Source organism: Acidovorax sp. JHL-3, assembly GCF_000526295.1.
GTDB classification, from domain to species: Bacteria; Pseudomonadota; Gammaproteobacteria; order Burkholderiales; family Burkholderiaceae_C; genus Acidovorax; species Acidovorax defluvii.
This window is the reverse complement of sequence record NZ_JAFU01000001.1, coordinates 2451070-2467922: the sequence shown is the minus strand read 5'-3', so window position 1 is coordinate 2467922 and position 16853 is coordinate 2451070. Positions and strand designations below refer to the sequence as shown.

The following is a 16853-nucleotide window of genomic DNA, read 5'->3' as shown; positions in this document are numbered from 1 at the left end:
TTTCCGCCGTCAGGGCTTCTTGCCGCTGCCGTCCACCACCTCGGATGCGGTGCGAAAAGCTTCTACTGCTGCCGGAAGGCCGCAGTAAATGCTGGCGTGCAGCAGCACTTCCTGAATCTCTTGCACCGTGGCGCCATTGTTGATCGCACCACGCACATGGCCCTTGAGCTCGTGCTGCTTGCCCAGCACCGTGAGAAACGCCACGGTGATCAGGCTGCGGGTTTTCATGTCCAGCCCTGGGCGCTGCCACACATCGCCCCAGGCATTGCGGGTAATGAATTCCTGAATCGGCTGGGTGAAGGGCGTGGCATTGCCAAAGGCATTGGCCACGAAGTCCTCGCCCATGACCTGCTTGCGCGTGGCCAGGCCTTTGTCGAAGTCTTTGGTGGATGGGGGTTGGGTCATGCGGGCTCTCCATTGCGGCTTGAGAAAAAGGGCTGCCATGTTAGCCGCCCCGCCCGTCTGAAAAGCAGAACGCCACCTGCCCGGCCCATGGCGGGCCAGACAGGTGGCGTTATCAAGACCCTCAGACGTTAGGCAGTTGTTTCAGCCAGGTCGAAGCGGTCCAGGTTCATCACCTTGGTCCAGGCCGCGACGAAGTCGCGCACGAACTTTTCCTGGGCATCGGCGCTGGCATACACCTCGGCCAGGGCGCGCAGCACCGAGTTGGAGCCAAACACCAAGTCGTTGCGGGTGGCGGTGTATTTGGCCGCGCCAGTCTTGCGGTCGCGGCCTTCAAACACCTGTGCCGTTTCGTCCACTGCCTTCCAGACGGTGCCCATGTCCAGCAGGTTGACGAAAAAGTCGTTGCAGAGCACGCCCACCTTGTTGGTGAACACGCCGTGCTGGCTGCCGTCGTAATTAGCGCCCAGCACGCGCAGACCACCCACCAGGGCTGTCAGCTGCGGCGCCGTGAGGGTCAGTTGCTGGGCCTTGTCGAGCAACAGTTCTTCGGTTGCGGGGCCGCTGGCAACGCGGCGGTAGTTGCGCAAGCCATCGGCCACCGGCTCCATCACGTCAAAGGACGCAACATCGGTCTGGTCCTGGCGCGCATCGACCCGGCCGGGGGCAAACGGCACTTGCACCGACACGCCCGCCGCCTTGGCGGCCTGCTCCACGCCCACCACACCGGCGAGCACGATCACATCGGCCAGCGATGCCTTGCCGGACGCCTGCTGGATGGCTTGCAATTGGGGCAGCACGCCCACAGCGATGGCGTTCACCGCCCAGTCCTTTTGCGGGGCCAGCGCCAGGCGCGCACCGTTGGCACCGCCGCGCTTGTCGCCGCCGCGGAACGTGGAGGCCGACGCCCAGGCCACCGACACCAGTTCGCTCACCGACAGGCCCGAGGCCGCGATTTTTGCTTTCAGGTCGGCAATGTCTGCAGCCGTGGGCTTGTGCAGCGGCGCGGGCAGCGGGTCTTGCCAGACCAATTCTTCCTTCGGAACTTCGGGGCCCATGTAACGCGCCTTGGGGCCCATGTCGCGGTGGGTGAGCTTGAACCAGGCGCGGGCGAAGGCCTCGTTGAACGCCTGCGGGTCGTTCAGGAAACGGCGCGAGATTTTCTCGAACCCGGGGTCAAAGCGCAGCGTCAGGTCGGTGACCAGCATCGTGGGCTTGCGCTTCTTGGCGGGATCAAACGGGTCGGGAATGATCTCGGGCGCGTCCTTGGCCTCGAACTGGATGGCCCCGGCCGGGCTGCGCGTCTGCACCCATTCGAACTTGAACAGGTTCTCGAAAAAGTTGTTGCTCCACTGGGTGGGGGTCTGGGTCCACACCACCTCCAGGCCGGAGGTGATGGCGTCGGCGCCACTGCCGCTGCCGTGGCTGCTGGTCCAGCCCAGCCCCATCTGCTCGATGGGCGCCGCCTCGGGGTCCACACCCACATGGCTGGCCGCGCTGGCACCGTGGGTTTTGCCCAGCGTGTGGCCACCAGCGATCAGCGCCACGATTTCTTCATCGTCCATGGCCATGTTGCCAAAGGTGGCGCGGATGGCCGCTGCGGCCGAGCGCGGGTCGCCACTGGCGTTGGGGCCTTCGGGGTTGACGTAAATCAGGCCCATTTCGGTGGCGGCCAGCGGGTTCTTGGCCAAGGCCTCGGGGCTGCGGTGGGTGAGCCAGGCTTTCTCATCGCCCCAGTTCACGTCCATGTCGGGCTCCCACACATCTTCGCGGCCGGCGGCAAAGCCAAAGGTGCGAAAGCCGGAGTTTTCCAGCGCCACATTGCCGGCCAGGATCATCAGGTCGGCCCACGAGATTTTTTGCCCATACTTTTGCTTGACCGGCCACAGCAGGCGGCGCGCCTTGTCCAGGCTCACGTTGTCGGGCCAGCTGTTGAGCGGGGCAAAACGCTGCTGGCCACGGCCGGCGCCGCCACGGCCATCCACCGTGCGGTAGGTGCCCGCGCTGTGCCATGCCATGCGGATGAACAGGCCGGCGTATGTGCCCCAGTCGGCGGGCCACCAGTCCTGCGAATCGGTCAGCAGCGCCTTCAGATCGGCCTTGAGCGCGGAGTAGTCGAGTTTCTTGAACTCTTCGGCGTAGTTGAATTTCTCGCCCAGGGGGTTGGAGCGCTCGGAATGCTGGTTCAGCAAATCCACGCGCAACTGATTCGGCCACCAGTCACGGCTGGTGCGGCTGCTGCTGGCACCAGCGGCGTGGAATGGGCATTTGGATTCTTCGGTCATGTAGCGCTCCTTGTCTTGCGTGTAAGGCCGTTATGGCGAATTGCAAGCCAGATGATAGGGAGTGACCTTCGAATCAATAAGTCAATTAATACAAATTCATCGATAGTTTTTTATTAAATTCTTCACAAATAAGATAGCCGTAGAGAGGGCAGTATTACGCCCGTGATCGCACTGTTTTCGATAGCCGCCTGCGCCTTACCCGTTGGGATCTCAAAAGCAGACATCACAGGAAACAGCGTAATCAAGGGCGGGCTGCTGCTGTTTTGATAGTCCGCCCTTCTTTCCGAGACCCGCTGCAACCGCTGCTCAGCGTGGCCAAGTCAATCGCAGGCCCGGTGTGTCCAGATCCGCGTGCAGGAGTTGGCCGTGCGTCGAGTCGGTGACGTACACCACCCTGTTCCCTTCTCCGCCGAAAGCCAGATTGGTGGTGGAGGCCCCGGTGGGGCCGCGCAACACGCATTCCGGCTCGGCCCGATGGTTCAGAACCCACACGTAGCCCAGGCCCGGATTGGCCACCAGCAGGCGGCCTGTTGCATCCACCGCCAGGCCGTCCGGACCGCTGGGGCCATGGGAGGTGAAGAACTGCCCCACCTTGGCCACGCTGCCATCGCGCAGCAGCGGCACCCGCCACACGCAGTTGCCCCGCGTCACCGCCAGGTACAGCACGCGGCCATCGGGCGACAGGGCCACGCCGTTGGGGCTGGGCACGTTGGCCAGCAACAGGTCAAGCTGGCCATTGGGACGCAGGCGGTACAGGCGGCCGCTGGGGTCGTGCAGGCCGCTCTGGCCCTGGTCGGTGAAATACAGGTTGCCATCGGCATCGAAGACCAAGTCGTTCACGCCCTTGAAGCGTTCGCTATTGCGCCGCTCCAGGTAGGGTGTAATGACCCCTGTGGCCACGTCCAGGCGCACCAGCCCGTTCTTGTAGTCGGTGATGAGCAGCGTGCCGGCATCCATGAACTTCATGCCGTTGGGCTCGCCGTCGTACTCGGCGACGAGCGACCAGGCGCCCTGCGGGTCGATGCGGAAGATGCGGCCCCACGGGATGTCGGTCACGTACAGATGGCCCGCGCTGTCGAAAACCGGGCCTTCGAGGAACGAATCGGTGATGATGCCGCCGCGATTGGCGTCGGCCCAGACGCTGCGCTCGCGGCGTCGGAAATGCTCGGGCATGGTCGTGAAGACTTCCAGTTCACGAACCTGGGGAGGGTGCAGCAAAAACATGAGGGTCTCTCGGATTCAGGATGGTGTATGGACCGGGCACATTGTTAACAGGTGTGCGAGGACATGGTTAACACTTTCGGTGAACTTCGCCGGAGGTCTATATGCCATGGAAGGCTTGCAACACCATGAACCTGAGACAGGAATTCGTTGAGCTGGCAAGGCAAGAAGGGGCCAACGTGCGTGAGCTGTGCCGACGCTTTGGCATCAGTGCCCCAACCGCGTACAAGTGGCTCAATCGCTTTGAAGAGCAAGGCAGTGAGGGGCTGGTAGATCGATCGCGCAGGCCCCGCAACAGTCCAAGCAGCTCCTCACCGCAGGTAGAGGCGGCCGTCATCGCGGTACGCACCGAGCACCCCTCGTGGGGCGGGCGCAAGATCAGCTGGCGTTTGCAGCATCTGGGTGGGCCCTGTGTGGCTCCCAGCACCGCCACCTCCATCCTGCGCCGCCACGGCCTGATCACGTCCGAGGCCAGCGAAGCGGCCAAGCCCTGGCAGCGGTTCGAACGTGAAGAGCCCAACGCACTGTGGCAAGCCGACTTCAAGGGTCACTTTCAGACTCTTCAGGGGCGCTGTTCGCCGCTGACCATGCTGGATGATCACTCGCGCTTTAACCTGGCTTTGCAGGCCTGCGGCAAGACTGCCACCGAGGTCGTTCAAGCGCACATGACAGAAGTATTCAGGCGCTATGGCCTGCCCGCGCAGATCAACTTCGACAACGGCGCTCCCTGGGGCTCACCAAGTGCGCCGGGCCAGCTCACAGTACTGGGCGTGTGGCTGGTACAACTGGGCATTCACGTCAGTCACAGCCGACCCTACCACCCGCAAACCAATGGCAAGGACGAGCGCTTCCATCGAACACTGGAGATCGAGGTGCTCAAGGGACGGTGCTTTGAGAGCTTGGAGAGGGTACAGGCGGCGCTGGATCGCTGGCGTGCGGTCTACAACCATCAGCGCCCGCACCAAGCACTGCATGGAGCTACACCGGTCACGTGCTATCGGCCCAGCAAGATAGCGTTCCCGGAGCAATTGAGCCTGCCCGAGTACAGCAGTGAAGACGAAGTGAGCACGGTCGACTGGAACGGGATCCTGAAGTTCAGGGGCAAGCGATACAAGCTGAGCAATGCCCTGCATCGCCACAAGGTGGGTATCCGGCCCAAGCAGGACAAGGACGGCTGCTTTGAGGTGTTCTTCGCACACCATCGCTGCTTGGTAATTGACCTGGCTGACACCGAGGCCGTTTAATCAGATCTGTAAACCATGTGTCCGCACATCTGTTAACAATGTCCCCGGTCCATACAAGGATGGGATATCGAAACCATACAGTCGCGCCGGGTTGTCCACGAGGATGCGATCGGCCACGGCGTCGCTGCCAGCCCAGGCCTGCAGCAGGTCCAGCAGATCGGCATCGTTGACGGTGCCGGGCGCCTCGGTGGTGTGCGGCCAGTCGCTGCCCCACACCAGCCGCTCGGGCGCAGCCTGCACCAGGGCGCGGCCCAGCGGCAGGGTATCGGCGTAGGCGGTGGCGTGCATGGCCGAGCGCATGTAGGCGCCTGAGAGCTTGACCCAGGCGTTGCCACCATCCAGCAGCGCACGCAACACGCCATACGCAAGGGCCTCCGGCCCCTGCGTCGGGTCGATGCGGCCCAGGTGGTCGATCACCAGCGGCACAGGCAGCGCCTGCAGCTGCGGCGCCATCGCCACGATCTGCTCGGGGTGCGCAAAAATTTGCACATGCCAGCCCGCGCAGGCCGGGTGCGCAGCCAGTTTGCGGGCCAATGTGGCCAGCATCTCAGGCGTGGTGGCGCCCCAGGACTGGGGCGAGACAAAGTTGACGCGCAGCCCGCACACGCGGCGGGCGGCCAGGCGGGCCAATTCGTCAGCGTCCACATCCTGGCCCAGCACGGCCACACCCCTCGCACGGTCGCCCAGCTGGTCCAGCGCATCGAGCATGCAGGCGTTATCGGTGCCGTAGGTGGATGGCGTGACCACCACCGCGCGCTCCGTTCCCAGGCGCCGCTGCAGCTGCCGATAGGCGTCTACGGGCGCGTGGGGTGGCGTGCGCGGCCAGTGGGGCGAAGGCGCAAAGTGTGCGTCGAAGATGTGCATGTGGCTGTCACATGCGCCGGGTGGCGGCGGGCGCTGCGGGCGGCTCAGGCCCACCGAGTGCGGCACGGGCGTGGTGAGCTCAGGCCACGGCATGGCTCAGTCCAGCTTGATTTGGCCCTTGCGCACCACCTCGCCCCACTTGGCATCTTCTTTTTTCAGGAAGGCGGCAAACTCGGCGGGCGTGGAGCCGATGGGCTGGGCGCCCATGTCGGCCAAGCGCTGCTTCACCTCGTCCTCCTTCAGCACCTCCTGCAGGGCCTGTTGCAGTTGGGTGGCCGCTGCTGCGGGCACACCAGCGGGCAGGAACATGCCGTTCCACTCATAAGCCTCATAACCCGGAATGGCAGCCTCGGCCACCGTGGGCACGTCGGGCAGGCGCTTGGAACGCTCAGGTGCCGACACCGCCAGCGCGCGCAGCTTGCCGCCCGACACATGGGGGTAGGTCGCGGCCACAGTGCCGAACATGAAGTCCACCTGCCCACCCATCACGTCGACGATGGCCGGGCCGCCGATCTTGTAGGGCACGTGCACCATGTCCAGGCCCAGCTGCTGGCGAAACAGTTCGGCCGCCAGGCGCTGCACCGTGCCGCTACCGCCCGAGGCAAAGTTGATTTTTCCGGGCTGCGCCTTGGCTTTGGCGATCAGGTCGCCCACGTTCTTGAAGGGTGCATCGGCTTTCACGATGAGCACGTTGGGTGCCAGCATCACCAGCGACAGCGGTTGCAGCGCGGTGCTGGCGTACGGCATCTTGGCGAACAGGTGCGGGTTGATGGAATGCGGGGTGGCGTCGTACAGCATGGTGTAGCCGTCGGCCGGGGCCTTGGCCACAAAGCTGGCGCCAATGGTGCCGCTGGCACCGGCCTTGTTATCCACCACCACGCTGGTTCCCAGCTTGGCGCCCAGGCGCGTGGCCACCACGCGGGCCACGGCGTCTGCCGCGCCACCGGGGGCATAGGGCACGACGATGGTGACGGGGCGCTCGGGAAAAGCGGCATGGGCCAGGCCCGATGCCAGGGCACAAGCGACGATGAGGGGTTTGAAGAAGCGGAACATGGTGGTCTCCTGTATCAGTGTCAGTGGGGGGGTCGGGGAATCTTCTGGGCTTTGATATAGGGCGAGGGGCACTCAGGCCACAGCCAATTCGCCCGGTGTGCGGGCCAGCACGGCCAGCAGGTTCTTCGCCGCGCCCACGCCCATGTTCACGTAGGCATCGCTGGTCACGCCGCCGATGTGCGGGCTGAGGATGAAGCGCGGCTCGCCCTGGAAAGGGTGACCGGCCGTCATGGGTTCCACCGCAAAGCTATCCAGACCTGCGGCCATGACCTGACCCGAACGCACGGCGGCCAGCAGCGCGGCTTCGTCGATCAGGCCACCGCGCGCGGTGTTCACCACGATCACGCCGTGCTTGCATTGCGCCAGCGTGGCGGCGTTCAGCATGCCGCGGTTCTCGTCGGTCAGCGGGCAGTGCAGCGAGATGGCATCCGATTCGCGCCAGATCGTTTCGAGTGGAACGCTCTGCACGTAGTCCGGCAGGTTCTTTGCAAACGGGTCGAACCCGATCACGCGCATGCCAAACGCATCGGCCATCTTCGCAAAGCGCAGGCCAATGGCGCCCAGGCCCACCAGGCCGACGGTGCGGCCGCCCAGCTCCAGGCTTTTGTGCGTTGCCTTGTCCCAATGGCCGGCGTGCATGCGCGCATCGAGCTGCACCACCGACTTGGCGCAGGCCAGCAGCAGCGCCAGCGCCTGCTCGGCCACCGCGGCAGCGTTGGCACCCACGGCGGCTACCACCTCAATGCCCCGCGCCTGGGCGGCCACCTTGTCGATGGTGTCGGTGCCGCTGCCGTGCTTGGAGATGACCTTGAGCGCGGGGCCCGCATCCATCACGGCGGCACCCACCTTGCCGTAGCGCACAATGATGGCCACGGGGTTGTGCGCCCGGCACAGAGCCACCAGGTCATCCTCTGTCGGCGTCTTGCCCGCGTAAACGATGTGGTAGCCCTCGAGCAGGTCCAGGGCCTGTGGTGCCAGGTCGGCACCGGTGACGATGATGGCGGCTGGGCTCACAGGGCCTCTCCTTCCTTCAGCACGCCAGCGGCGCGTAGCGCAGCAGGCAGCCATTTCGATGCGGTGTCGCCGCGTGCAATCGCCTCGATACGCGCAGCCTCGTCGGCCACCTTCTTGTCGGCCAGGGCCAGCATGGCGGGGGCTTTCTCGCGCTCGATGATGACCACGCCGTCGGCATCGCCCACGACCAGATCGCCCGGGTTTAGGGTTGCACCGCCGGCCGAGATAGGGTGGTTGATGCGGCCCGGCACATACTTCGTTGGCCCTGCGGGGTTAAAGCCCGCGCTGAACACGGGGAAGTCCAGCTCCAGGATTTCCAGCTTGTCGCGAATCGCAGCGTCCACGATCACCCCAGCCAGGCCGCGCTTCTTGCAGGCGCTGAGCATCAGCGTGCCCATGAGGGCCGCCGTCTGGTCGCCTTTGCCGTCGATCACCAGGACGTCGCCCGGCTGGGCCAGCGCGATAGCGGCATGGATCATGAGGTTGTCGCCAGGGCGCACTTCCACGGTAAAGGCGGGGCCTGCCACCTTCATGCTCTGGTGCACGGGCGCAACGCGGCCGTGCATGGTGCCGCGGCGGCCGGCCACATCGGCCAGTATCGCGGCCTGATACGTGGCGGCCTTGGCAACGACGTCGGCGCTGACGCGCTCGATGGTGCGGATGATTTCAGGGAGTTGGCTCATGGTGGAATCCTTGTAAAGAAAGCTGAGAAACAGGGGTGCAGATATGCACTGCAAATTGGGCAGCGCGTACAAAACGCCCGTGCTGCAGCAAAACAAGCCCCCTCGGGGTGGCGGCTGACGAAGTGCAGAGGAAATCGAAAGGTGAAGAAGTGGGGGGCCGGCAGGTGTCCAGAACACACCGGCCCCAGAATGAGCCCGTCAGTCCAGGCTGGCGCCCGAGTCCTTCACGATCTTTGCCCAGCGCGGAACTTCGGCCTTCAGTAGCGTGCTGAACTGCTCGGCCGTGCCGCCCAGCACGTCACCGCCTTCCGAGCGCAGCTTGTCGGCCACATCGGGCTGCTGCAGCGCCGCGTTGATGGCCTTGTTGAGCTGTGCCACGATGGGCGCGGGCGTACCGACTGGGGCCAGGATGCCGAACCAGGTCACGGCCTCGAAGCCCTTGTAGCCCGACTCGGCCAGCGTGGGCACATCCGGCAATTGCGGCGAGCGCTTGGCCGAGGTGATGGCGATGACCTTGAGCTTGCCATTGCGCACCTGGCCCAGCAGCGTGGGCACCGATGACATGTACAGGTCGATCTGCCCGCCCACCAGGTCCGTCATGGCCTGCGCCGCGCCCTTGTAGGGGATGTGGCGCAGCTTGATGTCGGCGGCGTTTTCGGCCAGCTCCCCGGCCAGGTGGGCCACGGTGCCGTTGCCCGAATAGCCCAGCGTCAGCGCATCGGGCTTGCCCTTGGCGGCCGCCACCACATCGGCGTAGCTCTTAAAGGGTGAGTTGATGGGCGCGGCCATGACGATGGGCGAGGACGACACCAGTGCCACGGGCACCAGGTCCTTGAGCGGGTCGTACGGCAGCTTGGGGTACAGCGTGGGGTTGATGGCCAGGTTGCTGGTCTGGCCCATGACGAGCGTGTAGCCGTCGGCCGGTGACTTGGCGGCGGCGTCCACCCCTAGGTTGCCGCCCGCGCCGGGGCGGTTGTCCACGATCACGTTCCACTTGTTCTGGTCCGTGAGCTTTTGCGCCACGGTGCGGGCAATCATGTCGGTGCCTCCGCCGGGAGGGAACGGGACGATCAGGCGGATGGGCTTGCTCGGATACGCGGCTTGCGCGTGGGCGCTGGCAAACGGCGCTGCCACAGCAACAAGGCCGAGAACGGCGGCGCACAGGGGGCGCCCAGGGCACGGGGAAGCAAACGGGGCGAAAAAGCGGGCATGCAATTGTCTCCTGGCAGGTGGTTCTTCGCGCCGCCCTGCACATGCTGCTGCAGGCCCGGCGCTGTGGACGCGACTTTACGCAGGTGTTTCAACCCATACAATGCCGTTTCGCACAATGAAACGAATTGCACCTTGAGCAACTTTCCAAAAAAACCACCCTCGCCCCTCGCCGCCGCCAGCGCGCCCTCGCCTGCCAGGTCCCCGTCACCCCGCAAGACCCTGCCGCAGGAGCCCACCGAACCGGAAGACAGCGCCGCCAAAGACACGGGCGGCGGCGTGATTGCCGTCACGCGCGCACTGCAGGTGCTGGAGGCCTTTGCACTGGGCGAATCCAGCCTGCCGCTGGCCGAGTTGAGCCGCCGCTGCGGCCTGCACAAGACCACCGTGCTGCGCCTGGCGCGCACGCTGGCGCAGTCGGGCTTCATGGTGCAACGCGAGGATGGCGACTGGCGCCTGGGCCCGGCCGCAGGCTGGCTGGGCGCGCGCTACCAGGCCGGTTTTGACGTGCAGAACGTGCTGGAGCCCGCGCTGCGCGAGCTGACCCTTGCCACGGGCGAAAGCGCCGCGTTTTATGTGCGCGAAGGCAATGTGCGGACCTGCCTCGTGCGCGTGGAAGGCCCGCAGGCGCTGCGCCACCACGCACGCATGGGCGAAGGCCTGCCGCTGGACAAAGGCTCGCCGGGCCGCGTGATCCTGGCGTTTTCGGGCGAGCCGGGCAAGGCCTATGAAGAGATCCGCAAGAAGGGCTACCACTGGTCGATTGGTGAGCGCGAACAGGGCGTGGCCACCGTGTCAGCGCCCGTGTTTGGCATGCACTGGCGGCTGATGGGCTCAGTGTGCATTTCGGGCCCGGCATCACGCCTGCCCGCCGAAAAGCTCGAAGCGCTGGCGCAGACTGTGATGGCTGCGGCCGCCCAGTTGTCGTATGCGCTGGCGGGCAATTCGGCAGCACCCGCCCAGAGTCCGGTGCGGGCGACCCACTGGCACCCTTGAGGCATCCGTGATACTTGCGGCATCCACCACAACAACCCCAGGAGACCGCCGTGAACCGCTACCCTTTTCCAGACCTCAGCACCCTGCCCGAAGACATCCGCGCACGCATCGTGGAAGTGCAAGAAAAAGCAGGTTTCATTCCCAATGTGTTCCTGGCGTTTGCGCGGCGCCCGGCCGAGTGGCGGGCGTTTTTTGCGTACCACGACGCATTGATGCTCAAGGAAGAAGGCAGCCTGACCAAGGGTGATCGCGAGATGATCGTCACCGCCACCAGCGCCGCCAACCAGTGCCTGTATTGCGTGGTGGCCCATGGCGCCATCCTGCGCATCTACGAAAAGAAACCCTTCGTGGCCGACCAGGTGGCTGTGAACCACCGCAAGGCCGACATCACGCCGCGCCAGCGTGCCATGCTCGACTTTGCAATGAAGGTGTGCCAGCGCGCACACGAAGTGGAAGACGCCGACTTTGCAGCCCTGCACGCCCACGGGCTGGATGACGAGGACATCTGGGACATTGCCGCCATCACGGCGTTTTTTGGCCTGTCCAACCGCATGGCCAGCTTTGCAGGCATGCAGCCCAACCCCGAGTTCTACCTGATGGGCCGGTTGCCCAAAGCCAAAAAGCCCACCGAATAGCTATTATTTTAATAGCTTATAGCGCTTTACCCATAAGCGCTACAGGCCATTTTTACTCAAAAATCATCCAGTGACCAATGCCCGCATCCAGTCGGGCAGCGGGGCAGCTTTTTGCTGTGGAAAATCCACCCAGATGGTGGTGGCGCCACCGGCGGCGCAAACCACGCCGGGCTGGTCCACGCGTTCCATCGTGCCCCAGGTCTCGAACGTGGTGCGCGCAGGGTCGCTCACATACAACTTGAGCAGCACGTCCGCCGGAAATTCGAGCTGCCGGTAAAAGTTGCAGAACGCATTGACGATCACAGGCCCCTGCCCTTTCGGGTCCGGGTTGCAGCCCACCGACACCATCCATTCGATGCGCGCCGTTTCCAGGTAGCGAAAGTAAACCGTGTTGTTCACATGGCCCATGGCGTCCATGTCGCCCCAGCGCACGGGAAAGCGCATTTCGTAAACCAGCTTCTTGACTTCGGGGATTTCGATCTTCATCGGTGTGCCTTGATGGATGCCAGGATGCCCAGCGTGAACAGCACACTGGCCGCCCACTGCGCGGGCGCGGGCCAGTGGCCGTCCCAGGCAAAAGAATAAACCAGCGCAAAGAGAGTCTCGCTGACAATGAGCTGCCCGCACAGGCTGGCCGACAGACGCTGGCTGGCCAGGTTCCACAAGATGGTGGCCAGCCAGCTCGAGCCGAAGCCGATGGCCAGGCACAGCAGCAGAAAAAAGCCGATGCCCGGCGTAGCGGCCAGCGCGGCAGCCGGGGTGCCTGCCAGCAGCCACAGCACCAGCCCTCCCAGCCCGGTGGCCACGCCCAGCCAGTTGGCCCATTCGGTGGCGCGCACCTCGGGGTGGCGCTTGAGCCAGGCCGCATTCAGCAATGCAAAGGCCGTCCAGCTCACCAGCGCCCCGCCCGCCGATGCCAGGCCGCGCCAAAAATGCAGTCCCTGGCTTGCGCCTTCATCCGCCCCGGCAGGAACATCAGCCATCAGCAGCAGCCCTGCCACCGTCAGCCCCAGTCCGGGCAGCAAGGCCGACCAGCGCAGCCCCTGGGGCTTGCCCAGCAGCATCACCCACACGGGGATGGTGCCGATGATGAGCGCCGGCATCGCCACGCCCATGTCTCGAATGGCCAGCACCAGCAGCAGGTAATAGCCGGTAAAGCCCAGCAGGCTCAGCATCAGCGCGGCGACAAACTGGCGCGGCGTGGGCAGGCGGCGGGTGTGCAGGCCCCAGGCCATCATGCCCAGCGCTACCAGCCCGTAGGTGATGAACCGACCTGCCGTCACATCCATGGCCGCAAAGCCACTGGCCATGCGGGGCGCTACAAACGACAGCCCCCACAGCGCGCCAGCCGCCAGCCCGGCCAGAATGCCGGCGCTGGTGCCAGCGCCCGCCGGCGCCTCAGACCGCAAAGCCGTCGTCGGCAGCGATCACGGCGCCATTCACAAAGTGGCTCTGGTCGCTGGCCAGCATCACGATGAGGGCGTCCAGGTCCTGCGGCTGCCCCACGCGCTTGCGCGGCAGCATGGAGATGAGTTTTTGGCCCTGCTCGGTCTGCCAGTGGCTGTGGTTGATTTCGGTATCGATGTAACCCGGGCAGAGGGCATTCACGTTGATGCCGAAACGACCCCACTCCAGCGCCATGGCGCGGGTCATCTGCACCACGGCGGCCTTGCTCATGCAATAGGCGCCGATTTGCGGCAGCACCTTGAGCCCGGCCATCGAGGCAATGTTGATGATGCGCCCGCCCGTGAAGCTGCCCGGCGCCGCGCCGCGCGAGCGCGCCAGCATGCGCTTGCCCACCTCTTGCGCCACAAAGAACGCACCCTTGACGTTGGTGTCGAAGATGAAGTCGTAGTCCTCAAGCGTCACATCCTGGATGCGCTGCGTGGTGCTTACGCCCGAGTTGTTGACCAGAATGTCGATGGACCCCATCTCTGTCTCGGCGTGGGCCACGGCGGCCTTGATGGAATCGAGGTCGGTCACGTCGAGTTCAACGACATGGGCGTCACCCCCTTCGCCTTCGATGCGGGCGCGCAGCTCCTTGAGCTTTTCCAGCCGGCGGCTGGCCAGCACCACGCCAGCGCCTGCGCGGGCCAGGGTGCGCGCAAACTGCGCGCCCAGGCCGCTGGATGCGCCCGTCACCAGGGCCACGCGGCCGGACAAATCGATGCTGTAAGCCATTTAAAGTCTCTCCATGGATCAAAAATAGAACGATCGTTCGATTGTGTGTATTCCCATGAATACAATCAGTCGCCAGCCAGACAGTGTTTTGCCGCACTGCCTGAAGAAAATCACCCCATTATCAAACGCCCGACGAGACGCTATGACAAACCAAGAAATCCTCGCCCAACACGGCCCCCGCGAAGCCATGGAATACGACGTGGTCGTGGTGGGAGGCGGCCCCGCCGGCCTGTCCACCGCCATCCGGCTCAAGCAGTTGGCCGCCGAAAAGGGCCAGGATGTGTCGGTGGTAGTGCTCGAAAAAGGCTCCGAGCCCGGCGCGCACATTCTTTCGGGCGCCATCATGGACCCCAAGGCGCTGACCGAGCTGATTCCCAACTGGAAGGAACTCGGCGCCCCGCTGAACCAGCCCGTCACCGACGACGCCATGGTGTTCCTGGGCGAGAAATCGTCGTTTCGCACGCCCAACTTCCTGCTGCCAGGCTGTTTTCAGAACCACGGTAACTACATCGTCAGCCTGGGCAACGTGACCCGCTGGCTGGCGCAGCAGGCCGAGAACCTGGGCGTGGAAATTTTCCCCGGCTTTGCCGCCGCAGAAGTGCTCTACAACGACAACGGCAGCGTCAAGGGCGTGGCCACCGGCAACATGGGCGTGAGCAAGGAAGGCGAGCCCACGGGCGACTTCCAGCTCGGCATGGAGCTGCACGCCAAATACACCATCTTTGCCGAAGGCGCACGCGGCCATCTGGGCAAGCAGGTCATCGCCCGCTTCAAGCTCGATGCCGAAAGCGACCCACAAACCTACGGCCTGGGCATCAAGGAGCTGTGGGAAATCGACCCCGCCCGCCACCAGCCCGGCTTCGTGCTGCACACCGCCGGCTGGCCCATGGACAACAACACCTACGGCGGCGCCTTCCTGTACCACATGGAAGACAACAAGGTCACGCTGGGCTTCATTACCGGCCTGGACTACGCCAACCCCTACCTCAGCCCGTTCGAGGAATTCCAGCGCTGGAAGACGCACGCCAACATCCGCTACTACCTCGAAGGCGACGAATCCAAGGGCATCAAGCCGGCCAAGCGCATCAGCTATGGCGCGCGCGCCATCACGGCCGGTGGCCTGATGAGCCTGCCCAAAACGGTGTTCCCAGGCGGTGCACTCGTGGGCTGCGACGCGGGTTACCTCAACGTCAGCCGCATCAAGGGCAGCCACGCCGCCATCAAGACCGGCATGCTGGCCGCCGAGGCAGCCTATGAGGCCATCACCGGTGGGCGCCAGCACGACGAACTCACGGCCTACCCCAAGGCGTTCGAGGCCAGCTGGCTCCACACCGAGCTGAACAAGGCACGCAACTTCAAGGCCTGGTTCAAGAAGGGCCTGACCGTGGCCACGGTGATGAACGGTATCGAGCAGTTCGCGCTCAAGGGCCACATCCCATGGACGCTGCACCGCGACAAGCCCGACCACGCCTATCTGAAGCCCGCCGCCGAGTGCAAGCCCATCGTTTATCCCAAGCCCGATGGCAAGATCACCTTCGACCGCCTCTCCAGCGTGTTCGTGAGCAACACCAACCACGCCGAAAACCAGCCAGCGCACCTCACGCTGAAAGACGCCAGCGTGCCGGTGAACATCAACCTGGTCAAATATGCCGGTCCCGAGTCCCGCTACTGCCCGGCCGGCGTGTACGAGTTCGTGCCCGATACGGCCAAGGGCGGCGATGCCCAGCGCCTGCAGATCAACGCGCAAAACTGCGTGCACTGCAAGACCTGCGACATCAAGGACCCGACGCAAAACATTGTCTGGGTCACACCCGAAGGCGGCGGCGGCCCCAACTACTCGGGCATGTAAAAACCATAGCAGCTCGCGCATGAAGGGCCTGCGCTGCAGGCCTTTTTTGTTGATATTTCAGCCACAACTGCGCTGAAAGCCCGACCCCGCCACGGGGAGGCTTGCTTGACCCAGCGTGGCAATGTTGCGCCGCAGTAAACTTGCCCGTCGGCCCCGCGCCTGCGAGTGCAGGCCGACCCGATCCATCCCAAAACCAGAAAGACCGCGCAGATGAACATGAAGAAAATGCCCTGGATGTCCCTGGGTGCCCTGGCCCTGGCCGTTGCCGCCGTGGCACCCGCCAGCGCGCAGCAAAAATCCGTGGCAGTGACCGCGATCGTCGAACACCCTGCCCTCGATTCCGTGCGCGATGGCGTGCAGGCCGCCCTCAAGGAAGCCGGCTTTGAAGCGGGCAAGAACCTCAAGTGGCAATACCAGAGCGCCCAAGGCAATACCGGCACCGCGGCGCAAATCGCGCGCAAGTTCATTGGCGACAAACCCGATGCCATCGTGGCCATTGCCACGCCATCGGCCCAGGCCGTGATTGCCGCGACCAAGACTGTCCCGGTCGTCTTCTCGGCCGTGACCGACCCCGTGGCCGCCAAGCTCGTGAAAAACTGGGAGCCTTCGCACACCAACGTGACCGGCGTGTCCGACCTGCTGGCGCTCGACAAGCAGATGGACCTGGTCAAGCAGGTGGTGCCCGGTGCCAAGCGCGTGGGCGTGGTCTACAACCCCGGCGAGGCCAACTCGGTCGTCGTGGTCAAGCAATTGCAGACGCTGCTGCCCAAGCTGGGCATGACGCTGGTCGAGGCCGCAGCGCCCCGCTCGGTGGACGTGAGCAGCGCCGCGCGCAGCCTGATCGGCAAGGTCGATGTGATCTACACCAGCACCGACAACAACGTGGTTTCGGCCTACGAGGCGCTGGTGAAGGTGGGCCAGGACGCCAAGATTCCGCTGGTGGCCTCGGACACGGATAGCGTCAAGCGCGGCGCCATCGCCGCCTTCGGCATCAACTACCGCGATCTGGGCGAGCAGACCGGCCGCATGGTGGCGCGCATCCTCAAGGGCGAAAAGCCCGGCGACATCAAGCCCGAGATCAGCACCAAGATGGAACTGTTCGTGAACCCCGGCGCTGCCGAAAAGCAGGGCGTGAAGCTGTCCGACGCGCTGGTCAAGTCGGCAGCGCAAGTGGTGCAGTAAGCACCGCCGTGCTGCAGGGCTGGGCGCATGCCCGG

The 16853-nt window shown here is 64.6% G+C and carries 16 protein-coding genes; 5 read left to right on the top strand and 11 right to left on the bottom strand.

The genetic code is table 11. The annotated features are described in order from the left end of the window. Positions 1-9: 9 nt before the first annotated feature. The 3 genes from K226_RS0111600 to K226_RS0111590 form a co-directional block, all read right to left on the bottom strand. A complete protein-coding gene (locus tag K226_RS0111600) occupies positions 10-405 on the bottom strand; it encodes a carboxymuconolactone decarboxylase family protein (RefSeq protein WP_024814969.1) in 396 nt (131 codons plus the stop codon). 128 nt (positions 406-533) lie between these two features. Next, positions 534-2687, bottom strand: a complete 2154-nt coding sequence (gene katG / locus K226_RS0111595; protein WP_024814968.1) for a catalase/peroxidase HPI — start codon at positions 2685-2687, stop codon at positions 534-536. Between the two features lie 306 nt (positions 2688-2993). After that, on the bottom strand, positions 2994-3911 hold the full coding sequence (locus K226_RS0111590) for an SMP-30/gluconolactonase/LRE family protein (RefSeq protein ID WP_024814967.1): 918 nt from the start codon (positions 3909-3911) through the stop codon (positions 2994-2996). 101 nt (positions 3912-4012) lie between these two features. Here K226_RS0111590 and K226_RS0111585 point away from each other — a divergent pair, with 101 nt between their 5' ends. Then, entirely contained in the window at positions 4013-5152 is a 1140-nt protein-coding gene (locus K226_RS0111585) for an IS481 family transposase (RefSeq protein ID WP_024813185.1), read from the top strand. Here the strand turns inward: K226_RS0111585 and K226_RS0111580 are convergent, their stop codons facing one another. The 5 genes from K226_RS0111580 to K226_RS0111560 form a co-directional block, all read right to left on the bottom strand. After that, positions 5153-6109 carry an amidohydrolase gene (locus K226_RS0111580; RefSeq protein WP_024814966.1) on the bottom strand — a complete coding sequence of 319 codons (957 nt, stop codon included), beginning with the start codon at positions 6107-6109 and terminating at the stop codon, positions 5153-5155. A 3-nt stretch (positions 6110-6112) separates the two neighbouring features. Next, positions 6113-7069 (bottom strand): tripartite tricarboxylate transporter substrate binding protein, encoded by a 957-nt coding sequence (locus K226_RS0111575; protein ID WP_024814965.1) that lies wholly within the window; start codon positions 7067-7069, stop codon positions 6113-6115. 72 nt (positions 7070-7141) lie between these two features. After that, complete coding sequence (locus K226_RS0111570) at positions 7142-8083, bottom strand: NAD(P)-dependent oxidoreductase (RefSeq protein ID WP_024814964.1); 942 nt, start codon at positions 8081-8083, stop codon at positions 7142-7144. After that, positions 8080-8766 (bottom strand): RraA family protein, encoded by a 687-nt coding sequence (locus tag K226_RS0111565; protein ID WP_024814963.1) that lies wholly within the window; start codon positions 8764-8766, stop codon positions 8080-8082. The genes K226_RS0111570 and K226_RS0111565 overlap by 4 nt, the downstream gene beginning before the upstream one ends. Positions 8767-8964: 198 nt before the next feature. Then, complete coding sequence (locus tag K226_RS0111560) at positions 8965-9900, bottom strand: tripartite tricarboxylate transporter substrate binding protein (protein WP_024814962.1); 936 nt, start codon at positions 9898-9900, stop codon at positions 8965-8967. A gap of 297 nt (positions 9901-10197) precedes the next feature. Here K226_RS0111560 and K226_RS0111555 point away from each other — a divergent pair, with 297 nt between their 5' ends. After that, on the top strand, positions 10198-10971 hold the full coding sequence (locus K226_RS0111555) for an IclR family transcriptional regulator (RefSeq protein ID WP_035241745.1): 774 nt from the start codon (positions 10198-10200) through the stop codon (positions 10969-10971). A gap of 50 nt (positions 10972-11021) precedes the next feature. Further along, positions 11022-11606, top strand: a complete 585-nt coding sequence (locus tag K226_RS0111550; protein WP_024814960.1) for a peroxidase-related enzyme — start codon at positions 11022-11024, stop codon at positions 11604-11606. A 63-nt stretch (positions 11607-11669) separates the two neighbouring features. Here the strand turns inward: K226_RS0111550 and K226_RS0111545 are convergent, their stop codons facing one another. Genes K226_RS0111545 through K226_RS0111535 form a run of 3 tightly spaced genes read right to left on the bottom strand, consistent with a single transcriptional unit; the run spans position 11670 to position 13787 of the window. After that, positions 11670-12092, bottom strand: a complete 423-nt coding sequence (locus tag K226_RS0111545; RefSeq protein ID WP_024814959.1) for a thioesterase family protein — start codon at positions 12090-12092, stop codon at positions 11670-11672. Further along, positions 12089-13015, bottom strand: a complete 927-nt coding sequence (locus K226_RS0111540) for a DMT family transporter (protein ID WP_024814958.1) — start codon at positions 13013-13015, stop codon at positions 12089-12091. The genes K226_RS0111545 and K226_RS0111540 overlap by 4 nt, the downstream gene beginning before the upstream one ends. Further along, positions 13005-13787, bottom strand: a complete 783-nt coding sequence (locus K226_RS0111535) for an SDR family oxidoreductase (RefSeq protein ID WP_024814957.1) — start codon at positions 13785-13787, stop codon at positions 13005-13007. Before K226_RS0111535 ends, K226_RS0111540 begins: the two co-directional genes overlap by 11 nt. Before the next feature lie 142 nt (positions 13788-13929). On the opposite strand from K226_RS0111535, the gene K226_RS0111530 reads away from it, so the two are divergent. Together K226_RS0111530 and K226_RS0111525 are read left to right on the top strand one after the other, a co-directional pair. Further along, a complete protein-coding gene (locus K226_RS0111530) occupies positions 13930-15636 on the top strand; it encodes an electron transfer flavoprotein-ubiquinone oxidoreductase (protein ID WP_024814956.1) in 1707 nt (568 codons plus the stop codon). A 210-nt stretch (positions 15637-15846) separates the two neighbouring features. Then, positions 15847-16818 (top strand): ABC transporter substrate binding protein, encoded by a 972-nt coding sequence (locus tag K226_RS0111525; protein ID WP_024814955.1) that lies wholly within the window; start codon positions 15847-15849, stop codon positions 16816-16818. Positions 16819-16853: the final 35 nt, after the last annotated feature.

Bases quoted from the DNA above. Each gene is read 5' to 3' on its own strand.
- K226_RS0111590 (WP_024814967.1), bottom strand. From the start codon at position 3,911: ATGTTTTTGCTGCACCCTCCCCAGGTTCGTGAACTGGAAGTCTTCACG.
- K226_RS0111600 (WP_024814969.1), bottom strand. From the start codon at position 405: ATGACCCAACCCCCATCCACCAAAGACTTCGACAAAGGCCTGGCCACG.
- K226_RS0111575 (WP_024814965.1), bottom strand. From the start codon at position 7,069: ATGTTCCGCTTCTTCAAACCCCTCATCGTCGCTTGTGCCCTGGCATCG.
- K226_RS0111565 (WP_024814963.1), bottom strand. From the start codon at position 8,766: ATGAGCCAACTCCCTGAAATCATCCGCACCATCGAGCGCGTCAGCGCC.
- katG (WP_024814968.1), bottom strand. From the start codon at position 2,687: ATGACCGAAGAATCCAAATGCCCATTCCACGCCGCTGGTGCCAGCAGC.
- K226_RS0111525 (WP_024814955.1), top strand. From the start codon at position 15,847: ATGAACATGAAGAAAATGCCCTGGATGTCCCTGGGTGCCCTGGCCCTG.
- K226_RS0111585 (WP_024813185.1), top strand. From the start codon at position 4,013: ATGCCATGGAAGGCTTGCAACACCATGAACCTGAGACAGGAATTCGTT.
- K226_RS0111535 (WP_024814957.1), bottom strand. From the start codon at position 13,787: ATGGCTTACAGCATCGATTTGTCCGGCCGCGTGGCCCTGGTGACGGGC.
- K226_RS0111545 (WP_024814959.1), bottom strand. From the start codon at position 12,092: ATGAAGATCGAAATCCCCGAAGTCAAGAAGCTGGTTTACGAAATGCGC.
- K226_RS0111530 (WP_024814956.1), top strand. From the start codon at position 13,930: ATGACAAACCAAGAAATCCTCGCCCAACACGGCCCCCGCGAAGCCATG.
- K226_RS0111580 (WP_024814966.1), bottom strand. From the start codon at position 6,109: ATGCCGTGGCCTGAGCTCACCACGCCCGTGCCGCACTCGGTGGGCCTG.